Origin of the sequence: Comamonas sp. 7D-2 (assembly GCF_022749555.1) — a bacterium.
Taxonomy (GTDB): Bacteria; Pseudomonadota; Gammaproteobacteria; order Burkholderiales; family Burkholderiaceae_C; genus Comamonas; species Comamonas thiooxydans.
In genome coordinates this window covers 3,477,981-3,491,475 of record NZ_CP094238.1, presented here as the reverse complement: position 1 = coordinate 3,491,475, position 13,495 = coordinate 3,477,981, and the positions used below count along the sequence as shown (strand labels likewise).

The 13,495-nt window shown below is 57.7% G+C and carries 14 protein-coding genes; 10 read left to right on the top strand and 4 right to left on the bottom strand.

Going from position 1 to position 13,495, the window contains the following annotated elements; genetic code table 11:
• Positions 1–45 precede the first annotated feature (45 nt).
• On the top strand, positions 46–729 hold the full coding sequence (locus tag MPZ60_RS16080) for a transglutaminase-like cysteine peptidase (protein ID WP_052057665.1): 684 nt from the start codon (positions 46–48) through the stop codon (positions 727–729).
• 65 nt (positions 730–794) lie between these two features.
• Positions 795–2,780, top strand: coding sequence for a LapD/MoxY N-terminal periplasmic domain-containing protein (locus MPZ60_RS16075; RefSeq protein ID WP_034358573.1), 1,986 nt, complete (start codon positions 795–797; stop codon positions 2,778–2,780).
• 67 nt (positions 2,781–2,847) lie between these two features.
• Here the strand turns inward: MPZ60_RS16075 and MPZ60_RS16070 are convergent, their stop codons facing one another.
• Positions 2,848–3,837 carry a bile acid:sodium symporter family protein gene (locus MPZ60_RS16070; RefSeq protein ID WP_034358571.1) on the bottom strand — a complete coding sequence of 330 codons (990 nt, stop codon included), beginning with the start codon at positions 3,835–3,837 and terminating at the stop codon, positions 2,848–2,850.
• A gap of 119 nt (positions 3,838–3,956) precedes the next feature.
• Here MPZ60_RS16070 and MPZ60_RS16065 point away from each other — a divergent pair, with 119 nt between their 5' ends.
• Positions 3,957–4,889: a LysR family transcriptional regulator gene (locus MPZ60_RS16065; protein WP_034358569.1), complete on the top strand. Its 933-nt coding sequence runs from the start codon at positions 3,957–3,959 to the stop codon at positions 4,887–4,889.
• A 4-nt stretch (positions 4,890–4,893) separates the two neighbouring features.
• Here the strand turns inward: MPZ60_RS16065 and MPZ60_RS16060 are convergent, their stop codons facing one another.
• Positions 4,894–5,208, bottom strand: a complete 315-nt coding sequence (locus MPZ60_RS16060) for a hypothetical protein (RefSeq protein ID WP_034358567.1) — start codon at positions 5,206–5,208, stop codon at positions 4,894–4,896.
• Positions 5,209–6,148: 940 nt separating this feature from the next.
• Between MPZ60_RS16060 and MPZ60_RS16055 the strand changes: the two genes are divergently transcribed.
• On the top strand, positions 6,149–7,717 hold the full coding sequence (locus tag MPZ60_RS16055; protein WP_034358565.1) for a sensor domain-containing diguanylate cyclase: 1,569 nt from the start codon (positions 6,149–6,151) through the stop codon (positions 7,715–7,717).
• 686 nt (positions 7,718–8,403) lie between these two features.
• On the opposite strand, the gene infA is transcribed toward MPZ60_RS16055, so the two are convergent.
• Entirely contained in the window at positions 8,404–8,667 is a 264-nt protein-coding gene (gene infA, locus MPZ60_RS16050; protein ID WP_003061434.1) for a translation initiation factor IF-1, read from the bottom strand.
• Positions 8,668–8,690: 23 nt separating this feature from the next.
• Positions 8,691–8,909, bottom strand: coding sequence for a hypothetical protein (locus tag MPZ60_RS16045; protein ID WP_003053604.1), 219 nt, complete (start codon positions 8,907–8,909; stop codon positions 8,691–8,693).
• A 548-nt stretch (positions 8,910–9,457) separates the two neighbouring features.
• Here MPZ60_RS16045 and MPZ60_RS16040 point away from each other — a divergent pair.
• The 6 genes from MPZ60_RS16040 (at position 9,458) to MPZ60_RS16015 (ending at position 13,445) form a co-directional block, all read left to right on the top strand.
• The gene (locus tag MPZ60_RS16040) at positions 9,458–10,798 is read left to right on the top strand and encodes an integrase family protein (RefSeq protein WP_034358562.1); all 1,341 of its coding nucleotides are present in this window, start codon (positions 9,458–9,460) and stop codon (positions 10,796–10,798) included.
• Between the two features lie 350 nt (positions 10,799–11,148).
• A complete protein-coding gene (locus MPZ60_RS16035; RefSeq protein ID WP_034358561.1) occupies positions 11,149–11,445 on the top strand; it encodes a type II toxin-antitoxin system RelE/ParE family toxin in 297 nt (98 codons plus the stop codon).
• 2 nt (positions 11,446–11,447) lie between these two features.
• Positions 11,448–11,744, top strand: a complete 297-nt coding sequence (locus MPZ60_RS16030) for an addiction module antidote protein (RefSeq protein WP_187771848.1) — start codon at positions 11,448–11,450, stop codon at positions 11,742–11,744.
• A 182-nt stretch (positions 11,745–11,926) separates the two neighbouring features.
• Positions 11,927–12,769 carry a hypothetical protein gene (locus MPZ60_RS16025; protein WP_131324717.1) on the top strand — a complete coding sequence of 281 codons (843 nt, stop codon included), beginning with the start codon at positions 11,927–11,929 and terminating at the stop codon, positions 12,767–12,769.
• Between the two features lie 146 nt (positions 12,770–12,915).
• Complete coding sequence (locus tag MPZ60_RS16020) at positions 12,916–13,164, top strand: hypothetical protein (protein WP_034358558.1); 249 nt, start codon at positions 12,916–12,918, stop codon at positions 13,162–13,164.
• On the top strand, positions 13,164–13,445 hold the full coding sequence (locus MPZ60_RS16015; protein ID WP_034358555.1) for a hypothetical protein: 282 nt from the start codon (positions 13,164–13,166) through the stop codon (positions 13,443–13,445). Before MPZ60_RS16020 ends, MPZ60_RS16015 begins: the two co-directional genes overlap by 1 nt.
• Positions 13,446–13,495: the final 50 nt, after the last annotated feature.

The window sequence follows — 13,495 nt, the reverse complement described above, 5'->3', positions numbered from 1 at the left end:
TTGAGTACTTCGCCTAGCCTCCTGTTTCCACAGCCCGTGGAAAAAATGCAGCGTCTGTCGCGCAGAGGCATGCTTTTGTATGGCTCGGCGATTCTCGGAGCCTGGGCGCTGCAGAACGGGTTTGAAGCCGTCGCGCTGGATTTCGACGGCGAGCGGCTGCAGAGCAGCATGCAGTCTCGTTATGGCGCTGCAGGTGTCCAGAGACTGGGTCAGTGGCTGACGATGCTGCAAGCCCAGAAAGACAGGTCGCTGCAGCAGCAGTTGCCGGCCGTAAACACGTTCTGGAATCGCGCAGTGTTGCAGTCGGAGGACAGCGTCCTCTGGTCCCAGTCTGACTATTGGGCCACACCCCTTGAAACCCTGGGCAGAGGGGCTGGAGACTGCGAGGATTATGTGATTGGCAAGTATTTCTCGCTGCTGCGCCTGGGCGTGGCAGTAGAGAAACTGCGCCTGATCTATGTGCGTGCCCGCCTGGGGGGCGTGGGTAGTACGCAGAGCATTGCGCATATGGTGCTGGGCTATTACGAGACACCTGCAGCCGAGCCGCTGGTGCTGGACAGTCTGCTGGACAACATCATGCTGGCAAGCCAGCGCAAGGACTTGACTCCTGTATTCAGCTTCAATGCACAGGGTGTATATGTCGCGGGCGCACAGCCTGCTTCGGTGGACAGGATTACGCGCTGGCGCGATCTGCTGGCGCGCATGAAGCAGGAAGGTTTTTTGCCATGAATGTCATGTTTGGCGGTGCGGGCAGCGGAGCCATGTTGAATGGTCGACACAGATAAGGCAGCAAGATGTCGTTGTTAAAGCAACTTTTGATCAGCGTGACGGTGGCCATTGTGGCAATCTTGATCGGCACCCTGGCTTTTAGCATCGGTGCTGCGCGCCAGTATCTGGATGGGCAGTTGCAGTCCGAGAGTGAGAACGCCGCATCTTCGCTGGCCTTGTCGCTGTCGCAGCCGGCCAACCAGGATCCGGTCACGCAGGAGCTGCTGATGATGGCCTTGTTCGATGGCGGGCAGTTCAAGCTGATCCGCCTGGCGTCCCCGCAGGGCGAGACCTTGTTCGAGCGCAGGCGCGACAACGGTATTACCGATAGTTCTGCCTCTGCTGCAAAGCTCCAGGACGGCGCTGCTCCGCCGTGGTTTGTGGAGGTGCTGCCGCTGCGTTCGCCAAAGGCAGAGCGTGTGATCAGCGATGGCTGGAAGCAGGTTGGGCAATTGACGCTGGTTGTGGACAACAGCTATGCGAGCCAGGCACTGTGGGGCAGCAGCGTGCGCTTGGCGGGTGTGGTGGTGCTGGCCGGGCTGGCCTGGGCTTTCTTTGTAGTCTTGCTGTTCAGATGGTTTCGCAAGGTCTTGCAGCAGGAAATCTCGGCACAGGTTCAGGCGATTGGACGTCAGGCAGGAAGTGAGGTACCGGCGAAGCCCGTCAAGGCCGCGGTCGCCGAGCTGGTGCCCGTACTCAGCGCCATTGCAGACACCCGAGAGCGGGTGCAGGCTACGGCGCAGGAGCAAATGGAGCGTATCGAATCACTGGAGCTGGAGGTCAATCTTGATCCAGTTACTCAGCTGCCGAATCGCAAGTACTTTGTCAATGAGTTGCGTCGCGCGCTGAGCGAAACTGATGGCGTTGCGGCACATGGCCATGTGATGCTGTTCAGGCAGCGTGATCTGCTGGCTCTGAATGCGCAGATGTCCCGGGCCAGTGCCGATGCATGGCTGGCTGCGATGGGTGAACAGGTCAATCAGGTGTTGAAGAGTCATGCCGAGTGCAAGGCCCAACTGGCGCGCCTCAATGGCTCGGACTTTGTGGTTCTCATGCCGGCCCTGGCCGGGCCACAGGCCATGTCGCTGGTGCAGCAGATCCGACAGGTGCTGCTGTCCATGCGTGTGACCTTGAGCAGTGGCCAATGGTGCCGCTGGAGCTTTGCCCTGACCGATTACTCGGCATCGAGTTCGGTAACAGGTGTGCTTGCGCGGCTGGACTACGGTCTGATGCGAGCCGAGAGTTCGGGCCAGGCCGAGGTGGAATATGTAGCCTACGGCGATGATGAGGTGGTTTCCGATCTGGCCGGGGAAACCTTGTGGCGTCAGATGCTGATTGCCGCCCTGGAGGCACAGGATGCGCTTTCCCTGTCCGTTCAACTACTGCAATTCAAAGGCCGAAACGGGATGCAGGAGCGCGGCGAAGCGTCGCTCTCGCTGCGCACTGCTTCCGGCGAGACCTTGATGGGGTCGCTGTTCCTGCCGGTCGCCGTGCGCCTGGGCTTGTCGGCAGAATTCGATTTGCGAGCGGTGGCCCTCGGGTCTGCATGGCTTGAGCAGAACGATTGCGAGCTGGTCATTCGAATCTCCTTGCCCTCGCTGGCCCAGCCCGACTTCCTGGGCCGGCTGCGCGAAGAGCTGAACGCTCCGGGATGGGCACGCCGCTTGCCGCTACTCTGTCTGGAGCTGGATGCGCACGGACTTGCGGCGTATCCCGATGAAGTCACCGAATTTTGCCAGGCTATGGCAATGGCTGGCGTGGGAGTGGGGCTGCGTCGCCTGGATCAGCAGCCCATGGGCCTGACCAAGCTCCATACCTTGCCGCTGCGCTATGTGAAACTGGGTGGTGAATTCTCGGAGCAGGCTGCGCAAAGCCCTGGTGCCTTGCATCTGCTGCAGGCCATCGTCGAGACTGCGACCGGGCTTGGAATTCAAGTGGTGGTGACCGATGTCGTCAATACGGAGGCTGCGAAGCTGCTGCGTCAGCAAAACGCGCTGACGCTGCTTACTTGAAATGATGGATCTGCCGTGAAAAGAACAAGGGGCGCATGAAGCGCCCCTTTTTATGGGTCTTGTGCTCTTAATGAGCTTCGCTCTGATCGGCGATCTGCACACGCCTGGCATAGCGCTGCGCCAGTACGGCGCAGACCATGAGCTGGATCTGATGGAACAGCATCAGCGGCAGCACGATTGCACCCACGGAGGCAGCGGGAAAAAGCACATTGGCCATGGGAATACCACTGACCATGCTTTTCTTGGAGCCGCAGAACACGAGAGTGATCTCGTCCTCCTTGCTGAAGCCCAGGCGGCGTGCACCCCAGGTGGTGATGAGGAGCACGACGGCCAGCAAAATGCAGCACAACACGATCAAGCCCAGCAGCGAGGGCAGGGGTGTCTGCTTCCACAGTCCGCTGATGACGGCAGCGCTGAAGGCGGCATAGACCACAAACAGGATGGAGCCCTGGTCCACCAGCTTGATGATGGAGGCACGACGCTGCAAAAAGCCGCCGATCACAGGGCGCATCAGGTGACCGATGACAAAGGGCAGCAGCAGCGTCACGGCAATCTTGCCAATGGCATGCAGTGCATCGCCGCCTTCCGCATTCTTGTGCAGTATCAGGCTCACCAGAATCGGTGTGACCAGAATGCCCAGCAGGGTAGAGGCGGACGCGCTGCACACGGCGGCGGACACATTGCCGCGCGCCATGGAGGTGAAGGCAATCGCCGATTGCACCGTGGCGGGCAGGGTGCAAAGAAACAGCACGCCGACATACATCTCGGTGGTGACCAGGGGCGAAAGCACCGGGCGCAGTGCCAGCCCCAGCACGGGGAACAGCACAAAGGTGGCGATGAAGATCCAGATATGCAGGCGCCAGTGGCCTATGCCCGCCAGGATGGCCTGGCGCGAGAGCTTGGCGCCATGCAGAAAGAACAGCAGGCTGACGATGCCGGTGGTGGTCAGTTCCACATATTTGGCGACCTGGCCCGAGGCGGGCAGAAAACTGGCGAGGACGACGGTGGCAATCAATGCCAGCGTGAAGTTATCGGGGACAAAGCGGGGGCGAGACATATTCTTGAACTGAAGCCATCCATGCAAAGCACCGGTCCGGTGCGCGATGGCTGCGTATTGGACACGCAATCCATTTAAAAGAGAAATGGATTTATTCGATAGACCTATAATTTTTTGATATGAATATCAGTCTGCGTCAACTGCGTGCCTTTGTGGCAGTGGCCCAAAGCAGCAGTTTCAGTCGTGCGGCCGATGTTCTGGCATTGACCCAGCCTGCCGTCAGCCGCAATGTGACGGAGCTGGAGCAGGCCTTGGGCTTGCTGCTGCTGCATCGCACCACGCGTGAGGTGGAACTGACCGAGGCAGGCCGTCTGCTGCTGGGCAATCTCTCGCGCGTGCTCGAGGATCTCGATGCCTGCCTGCTCGAAGTGCAAGGCCTGGCGACACAGCGCAAGGGCCGCGTGAAGGTGGCCAGCAGTCCCACGCTTTCCGCCAACCTGCTGCCGCAATGCATTGCGCGTGGCAGACAGCAGTCGCCGGGCGTCAATATCCAGCTGCTCGATCGTATTCAAAGCGATGTGCTGCTCAGCGTGCGCAGCGGCGAGGTGGATTTTGGGGTGGTGATCGACCCATCCGAGAAACAGGATCTGCATGCACAGACCATCCTGACCGAGCCTTTTTGTCTGGTCTGCCTTTCCTCGCATAGCCTGGCGCGCAAGAAAGAGGTGCACTGGGCACAGTTGGCCGGTGAATCGTTGGTGCTGCTCGATCATGCATCGGGCAGCCGTCGCTTGATCGATGCCGCACTACAGGCGCATGGCGCGGCTGCATCGGTGGTGCAGGAGGTAGGGCATACGGCCACCATCTACAGCATGGTGCAGCAAGGTCTGGGTTTGAGCGTGGTGCCGCGTCTCGCCATTCCCTCGGCCTGGGCAGCTCAGACTGCTAGGACTGCGGCAGCTGGCAGTGCCGCTTTGGTCAGCCGTCCCCTGGTGCCCAAGGTGCAGCGCAGCATCATGCTGGTCAAGCGCCAGCAGCGTGAGCTATCGCCCGTCGCGCACTTGGTCTGGGATCTGATTGCAGCGGAGGCTGTCGGCCTTCTGGGCGAATAGCGGCTCAGGGCCTGAGCACGATGCGTGAATCAATCACCAGCCCTTGCGGCTGCGGCGCGACATATACCGGCTGGGGCGGGGCTACATAAACCGGTTGTGGCGCATAGTAGGCATCTGGACGGTTTCTGCACTTGCGCTTTTCCTTGTACTCGCCATTGCTCTTCCACTTGCGCTCCACTTTGCAGTGGCCGTCCCAGTACTCTTCCTTGTGCTCGCGCTTGTGGTGATGGTGATGACGATCATGTGCCTGGCTGCTCAGTGGCGTGGCAATCAGCACCACAGGCAGGCAGATGGAAACAAGAGCAAGGATTTTCTTCATTGTGGGTGGGGCAGTCCATGGCCCAAGCCATGGCCGCATCGGTTTCAGAACGCTGCGAGCATAAGCGCAATGCACCGAAGAGACTGTATCAATTCATGAGCGAGATTTGTGCTGTGACTGTGCGCTGGACGTGCGTGAGGTGCTGGTACTTATGCAAAAGAGAGCGGCTTGTGCTTGAAATACATTAGCTTTGACATGATTTCTATCTGAAATTAAGTAAATTGAAGCGGAACAAGCTACTCAAAAGATAGCTTTTCAATGGATAACTGCTTTGATCTGGACCGTGGTAGTAGACACAGCTACTCGAATGCCATGGCTTCAGGAGACGGACATTGATCTCGCAAACCGGCGCCGGGATTGGCTGCGCCTCGCAAGACCGTTTTGGGCTGGGCCGGTTCGCCGGTTTTCTCCCGGAACACACCTGCGCCTGAAGAGACTTTGAAGCTGCAGGGTTGCAATTCTGAGACGTGCTGGGCTGCTTTGCGGGCAACTGTTCCATGATGGTGTCGCGTTGGTCGCCTTGGCCGACGCGTGCGGTCAAGAGATGGCTCGGCTCTGGCGCTGTCTATCGCCGGATCGATGGCGCCACAGGGGGTGATCCCATGTCCTGCTCACTGGATGGATCACCCGTCTGCCAGCCGTTTCCATCGGCAAGCCAAGCAGGCTGAATGTCTTTCCAGGCACGGTCTGTCGGATGCTGCCGCAGCCCTGGCCGCCCTGGGAGCTGTGCCGCATGTTTCCTTGAGCAGGAATGATCGCTGCGGCCCTGTTGGCAGCGATTGAATCGTAGCTTCAGGTTCGGCCTCGTCTGCGGCTCTGTCCCGTGTCGTTTCACGAGATGGTGGAAAATTCGTCCCTACCCTGTCCAATCTGAGCAGGGGAGCTGCAGGCAATGCAAAAGTGCCGTTCTTGCCAGGTTGACGATGAGAGGAATGTCGAGGTGTGGTGTCGAAAGAAGAAGAGGGAGACCAGCGTCACCAGTCGTGATGGCGGGTGCAAAGTTCTGGCTGCCAAGCGCGATGCGCAGCTGGCGACCAGTCTGTTGTTGGTAATCTGGGTTTCTGTACTGGTAGCCACCAGCTGGCAAATCTGGTCGGCACATCAGCGCACTCTGAGCGAGATTGATACCAACAATCGCAATCTTGCACAGACGCTGAACACCTATGCCGAGGGGGGCTTCACCCAGAGCTCCATGCTGCTGCTCGGCATGCTTGAGCGCCTGGAGGTGCAGGGCACCACGCCTGAGCATCTTGTGCGCATGCAGCAGCTGGTCGGTCGCCAGGAACATCTGCTTTCCCAGCTCAATGAATTGCTCGTCCTCGATGCGAGCGGTAAATGGCTCATGTCATCGAGAGGGGGATTTCTCGAGGGAACCAACAGCGCTGACCGTCGCTTTTTTTCATACCACCGCGATAACCCGTCGCACGAGATCTTCATCGGTGCGCCCATACGCAGCCGCTCTACGGGTGAATGGGTGCTTACCATCAGCCGGCGATTTGAGAACCAAAAGGGTGACTTTGCCGGGGTCATCGTTGTCGTGCTGGGGATAGAGAACTTTCTGCACTTGTTCGGCAAGATCGATGTCGGCGAGCAAGGGTCTATTGGATTCGCAACGACCAGCGGACAGTTGTTGGTGCGTTATCCATTTCGTGAACAGGATCTGGGGCGTGACTTCTCTCGCTCCCCTAACTTTCTGCGCTATTACTCAAACCTGAAATCCGGCACGGCGTCCTTTGAGTCCGGCATAGATGGAACGGAAAGGCTATATGCCTTCAGGAGCAATGATCGTTATCCCGTTTTCACGGTGGTGGCCCGGGGGCGGTATGAGGCACTGCAAGCCTGGCGAAGCCAGGCGCTGCTGACGGCTGGTGTGGTGCTAGGCCTGCTGGCAGTTGTCACACTGATAGGCTGGCGCCTGATCCTGCTCATCCGACAGCGTGCGCAGGCAGAGACATCCTTGATGGCAGTGCGTGAGAAGTTGCTGGATGCCAACCTCAAACTGGAGCGGTTGGCCACCCAGGATTCGTTGACAGGGCTGGCGAACCGGCGACGCTTCGACGAGGTACTGCAACTGGAGGTCCGGCGTGCCGCGCGTGACGGGACGGTGCTCTCGCTTTTGCTCATCGATCTGGATCATTTCAAGGGCTTCAATGACCGCTATGGTCATGTCGCCGGCGACGAATGCCTGAAAGCGGTGTCGCGGCAGCTGGAGCTGTCGGCCAAGCGCTCAGGGGATCTGGCAGCACGTTACGGTGGGGAGGAACTTGCCATCATTCTTCCCAATACCGCGCTGGAGGGGGCCATGCGCGTTGCCGAGGAGTTGCTGAAGTGCATACGAGGACTCGACATTGCCCATGAGTCCAGCCAATTCGGCCATGTCACTGTGAGCGTAGGAGCGGCAAGCATGCAGGGTAGGCATGGACTGGCGAGTCCGCTGGATCTGGTTGAAGCGGCCGATCAAGCCCTGTATCGGGCCAAGGCGGCTGGGCGCAATCGTGCCGAGTGCTGAGCTGTCGGCGCTGATCTCTCGGATCCTTGGACGACATTCAAGCAATCTGAGGGCGCGAGCCATCATTTCAAATCCGTAGTCTTGCCAAAGGGGAACGCTGCCTGGAGGTATTTGTCGATCCATGGCCAGGAGGTTGGCGCAGGACGCAGCAAAAGCACCGAAGCCGGTTGGCGTATTCCTGCGAATATCTGGCCTGAACACTGGTGCCCGCAAACGCAGGGAGGTTGGCCTATCGCATGATTTACGACAGGGCATCATGTTGATGCTGGCTCTGATAGTTATGACCTGCATCGAGGCCAGCGCTACGTGCAGGAAGGTCGCAGATCTACAAGGAAATTCAACACTTGCAGCGAGGGGCTGGAGCTGGGATGAGGCTGGGTATAGCAACGCCACCGATGACTGGTGGCGGACTTTGTGCATACCTGATTCCAGGCTGGTCAGGCTGGATGTGCAGGCTGTGGGAATCTCAAGCAAATGGCGTGAGAGTGCCTCAGCGATCCATATCGACACGCGCTGAAGGCAGTGCGAGCATCGAAGAGCCAGAGCTGACCTCTGCGATCTGCATCTGGAGCAGGCAGAGCTGGCAATTGAGCTGCAGGCCGGGTGCTTGCGCGGCCCCGTGATCCTGCAGCTGACACAAGCATGTCGAACTGGTCGCCGTAGCGCACCAGATCAACCGCCGAGGCTTAGTGGCGGCGCTGCTGCGGCGCAGGGTTGCTGTTGTTGGAACGCTCGATATGACGGAAGGTCAGGCGACCCTTGTTCAGATCATAGGGAGACATCTCCAGCGTTACCTTGTCGCCTGCCAGCACGCGAATACGGTGCTTGCGCATCTTGCCGCCGGAATAGGCAATCAGCTGGTGGCCGTTGTCCAGCGTCACACGAAAACGGGCGTCCGGCAAAACCTCGTCCACTCTGCCTTGCATTTCAATCAATTCTTCTTTGGCCAAAATATTTCCTTTCAACAAAGAGGTCAGTTCAACTGGTTGTCCAGCACCATGCTGCGCCCCTCGGCGAGGGCATATTTGCTGGCCATATCCGGAGTGTCGAACTGGCGGATAAACCTGAAAATCCGGTCATAGGTTCCGCGTCGGATGGAAACCGCTGCAGCAACCTTGCCGGAGTGAGTCATTTGGGTGAGGGCAGTCACAATGTAGTTGCCGACACGCTCTGTGATTTGTTCTGTGTGCATATCGAGTCAACGGGCGGCACAAACCCAGGGCAGGGCATGCCGACCAATGAAAAATGAAGGAATCCAGCTCTGATGAGCCGGGATCAAATAAGCCAGCCGCTTGCGGGTGGCTTAAGCTTCTTGCCATGGAGTGCTATGACTGTATGGAGCCAAGCGTGGGCAACGTGAGAACTGCCTGAGAGATACTGCGCAGGGCAAGTGCCACGCAGCAATCCGCAGATTATAAAGCATTGTTCTTTTATGCGCAAATCGTGATGAAACCGAGTAGCTGCAAAAGAAAAAGCCCCAGGCTCTTGCGAACCTGGGGCTTTTATTCTGGTGCCGGAGACATGAATCGAACACGCGACCTTCTCATTACGAATGACCGGGTAAATGCATGTGTTGGTATAGGTTGATATAGAGTTTTCATAATGAATCAACAGCTTATGTAATTTGTACTGTTCAAAAAATCAGCATCTTCATAGGTTGGGATAGGGCAAAATAGGGTGCTTGGGGATGCATGGGGGATGCATGGATCCCGAGCACCATTAACCCGAAGGACGCAATCCATGGCCAGGCCCAAAAAAGATGCCTCAATAAACCTCTCCGAACGTCATGTCCTGACCGTGGGCTTGATAGAGCGTTTGGCATGTCCAGATGGCAAAGACAAAGCGTTTCTGCGCGACAGCGAAATACCCGGCCTGTGTGTGCGCGTGACCGCCAAGGGGGCGAAGTCCTTTGTGTTCCAGACTAAGACAAAGGAGAAGGCATTTTTCAGCCGGACCATTGGAGACGTGAGAACTTGGACGATTGAGCAAGCCCGTACCGAAGGCCGCCACCTGGCTGTGACGCTGGACAGTGGACAAGACCCCAGAGAACTGGAGCGTCAGCAGCAGGCCGAGAAAGAAGCCCTGCGCCAGCGGGAGCAGGCCCAGGCGTTGACGGTGGGGGAAGTGTGGCCACTGTATCTTGAGAATGGCAGGCCCAAGCGCCGGGATGCATGGAAGCCGCGCTACCTAGAGGACTTGCACAAAATGGCTGCGCCCGGTGGTGTGCCCAAGAAAAGAGGGCAGGGGCTGACCCGCCCCGGCCCGCTGTACCCTTTGCTGGCGCTGCCATTGGCTGGAATCAATGAGGACTCGCTCAAGCAGTGGCATGACCAAGAAGCCAAATCCGGTAAGCACCAAGCTGCGCGGGCCTTGATGATGTTCCGGGGCTTTCTGCGTTGGTGTGCTTCACAGCCTCAATATAGAGCCATGACCGACCGCGAGGCAGGGCAGGCCCCGGCCATCGTGCAGAACCTGCCCGCTATGACTCGGCGCACTGATGCTCTGGAGACGGCACAGGTCGCGGCGTGGTGGTCTGGTGTTGAGCAGCTGAGCAACCGCACGGCTAGTGCCTATCTGCGTGCATTGTTGTTGACTGGTGCCCGCCGTGAGGAAATGGCTTCCCTGCGCTGGAAGGATGTGGATTTCAGGTGGTGCAAGCTGACCCTGGCCGACAAGGTAGAGGACAGCCGTACCATCCCGCTGACCTCATATCTGCACCACATGTTGGCAGGGCTGCCAAGGGTGGGGGAGTTCGTTTTCGCCAGTACGGGGGAGAAGGGCCACATTGTTGATGTGCGCTCATGCCACAGCAAGGCGCTTCAATCTGCCGCAATCGAGCGCCTGACCTTCCACGGTCTGCGCCGCAGCTTCTCCCTACTTGCTGAGGCAGCCGGAGCACCAGCCGGAGCGATTGCCCAGGTGATGGGCCACAAACCAAGCGCCACAGCAGAGGGCTACCGGCCCCGCAGTGTGGATGCCCTGCGCCCATTCTTGGAGCGCATCGAGGCATGGATTCTGGAGCAGGCTGGGGTGCAGTTCGACGCCAAGGCAGAGCCCGGCAAGCTGCGCGCTGTGCTGTAGGTCTTAGAAGCGCTTTCCATGGATACCAAGCTTGGATACCGAGCACGGATACCAGCTCCAGCATCCGGGCACCAAAGCTCGTGGCACACCAGCCGTAAAGGTAGAGCTGCGCCAGCCGGGGAATATCTTTCACGCGACTTGAATTTGTAGGTGTCACTGGTGTCTCAGGTGTCACGACCTTATAAATCAATAGCTTAGAGTGAGACACTATGTATTAGGTAGGTGTCACAGGTGTCACACTCAATAGATATATGCATTTACTACTATAGAAGCAGTAGCAATCCCCGCCTCTGCTACCTCTCCCTTGGTGTGGATTGTCCATTGTGTGAACGAACGATTACAATAGACCCATGTTCACCATCAAGCGAACCGCTGAATTTGATGCATGGCTATTCGGCCTGCGCGACACCATGACGCGCATCCGCCTTGCCAAGCGACTGGACAAGGTGCAGCGTGGCCCGCTTGGAGATACAAAGCCCGTGGGTGATGGCGTGCATGAGCTGCGCGAGGACTTCGGCCCTGGCTGGTGCATGTACTACGTGCAGCACGGTGATGTGCTGGTGGTGATGCTGGGCGGAGGGGACAAGTCCACCCAGCAGGCCGACATTCAGGCCGCGATTGCTTTGTCCAAGACCCTGGAGGACTGACCATGACCAAGATTGCAGACCTGCCCACCTTTGATATGGCAGAGCACCTGAAAACCGATGAAGACCTGGCTGCCTACCTATCCTTGGTGCTGGAAGAAGACGACCCCGCAGAGCTGGCCAACGCTCTGGGTGTGATTGCCCGCGCCCGTGGCATGACCGAGATTGCCAGCGCCAGCGGCCTGACCCGCGAGGCTCTTTACAAGGCGCTACGCCCTGGCAGCCAGCCGCGCTTTGACACCATCCGCCGGGTCTGTGGTGCCCTTGGGGTTCGCTTGGTGGCCCAGCCTATCCACGCCTGAGTAATCCTTTGACATAGTGTCACGCACCTATAGGGACTGGCGCAAACCAATGTATGCATATACAGTTAAGGGCATTACATGTTTACGCCCTGGCTAGGCCCGCCTCGATACTGGGTTGAAAAGCCAGACCTCCCGCTTGCTTGCTGGGGCTTTCTATTTGGGAGCGCATTCGGGAGGATGCAATGAAAGTCATCGTCACTATTGAAGGCCGTGAGGCCATTCCGGTTCGTGCTATTCCGTTGCTGACTGATTGGAAAAAAATATCACCCGACTTTGTCGCACGTATCTTTGCAGGTGATGAAAAATTATTTCTCCATCTTCCGGCGTTTGAGTCTTTGTGTGCCTATCAGCTCAACAGTGATGGCTCCTATGTAGCAACCGAAAAACGAGCATGGGAAAGCTGGGTGGTCCGGGGGCTGGATGCCTGCAGCACGCGCATCAAAGAAACGCATACCAATTATGAGGTGGGTTACCAGCAGTGGAGGCAAGAATCTTGGACTTTGCTGCCCTCTGGTGTGTTTGTCTGGCGTGATGAGTTCGAGGCCGCCTATCAGAGTGAATATGGGCCGGATAGTTTGCGCGCGCTGGCTAATCGGGAATCCTACGATGCGAAAGCTTACCGCCTAAACTTCAGCCCGGAGGCATGGGGGCTGAGTGGAGACTGGCGTGAGGTTTTGATGGAAGGCTTTGCGCAGGCCATCGTGAGCACTGGATTGTGCAGTGAAAATGGTGTGGCAAGCGCGCAATCCCAGGCAGTATCGGCAACTGTGCTGAAGGTTATGCCTGAATGGACTAAACAAGCTCAGAGCCTTGCACGCGAATACATCAATAGTCGGAAAAAACTGCACTGTTACCCGTCTCAGATAGAAATTGCCGACCATGTGGCAAATGAGCTTCGATCTAAGGGGGTCGTTGGGGAAGGAGGTAAGCCATTGAAAGGGTCTTACATCAAACGCCATGCACTCAAGGGTATATCGAGTGCAAGACATCGACAGCTATCTATCTCCAACGCACGGGGCAAATAGGGCAAAAAAATCGGGGCAAATGCCTTGCCCCGTAAAAACCTGTATTCATGCGGGTTTGAGGGGCGTTGGTCGCGCTTTTGGGGCAAGGCTTGCTCCGAAAACAGTTTGCACATACCTAGCCAGTGCTGCTGGGTTGAAAGCAAACCATGCATTCCATTCAATACAGCGTTGATATCTGCCGTGCTGCTCTTGAAACCAAGTTCCCTCCACTGGAGCAAGAAACACGCCCCCGCGTGAGCACCGAGCAATGCGCTCACTATTTACTGCTGCGCCCTCAAACTCTGCGTGAGCAGCACATGCGCGGTAGCTACGACCCGCGCTTGAACCCCATCAAGATTGGCAATCGCATTGCCTGGTCCACCTCTGGTATCCGCTCGGTTCTGGAGGTGCAGTGATGGTGCGCGTCAAACATACCCTCAACACCCTGGCTGGCGTTGCGCTTGACTACGCACACGCCATTGAAAACTCTAAGCGCTGCAAGAGTGGCCTCCAGTGGGCCTATTTGGAATGGCGCGAACTCAATGATATGGAGGGTGTTTACATCGAGCGTGGCTCTCAGGAGTGGATGGCCATGATGAAAGCTACCACCGATGAATACGCTGCCTTGTTCAAGGCTAAAAGCCATGAGCGTCGCTGCAAAGCGAAGTTTCTGGCGGTAGCGAAGGGAGTTGAGTGATGTTCATCTTCGCAATCTTCTACATCGTTGAACGTATTCGTGCAAAGAAG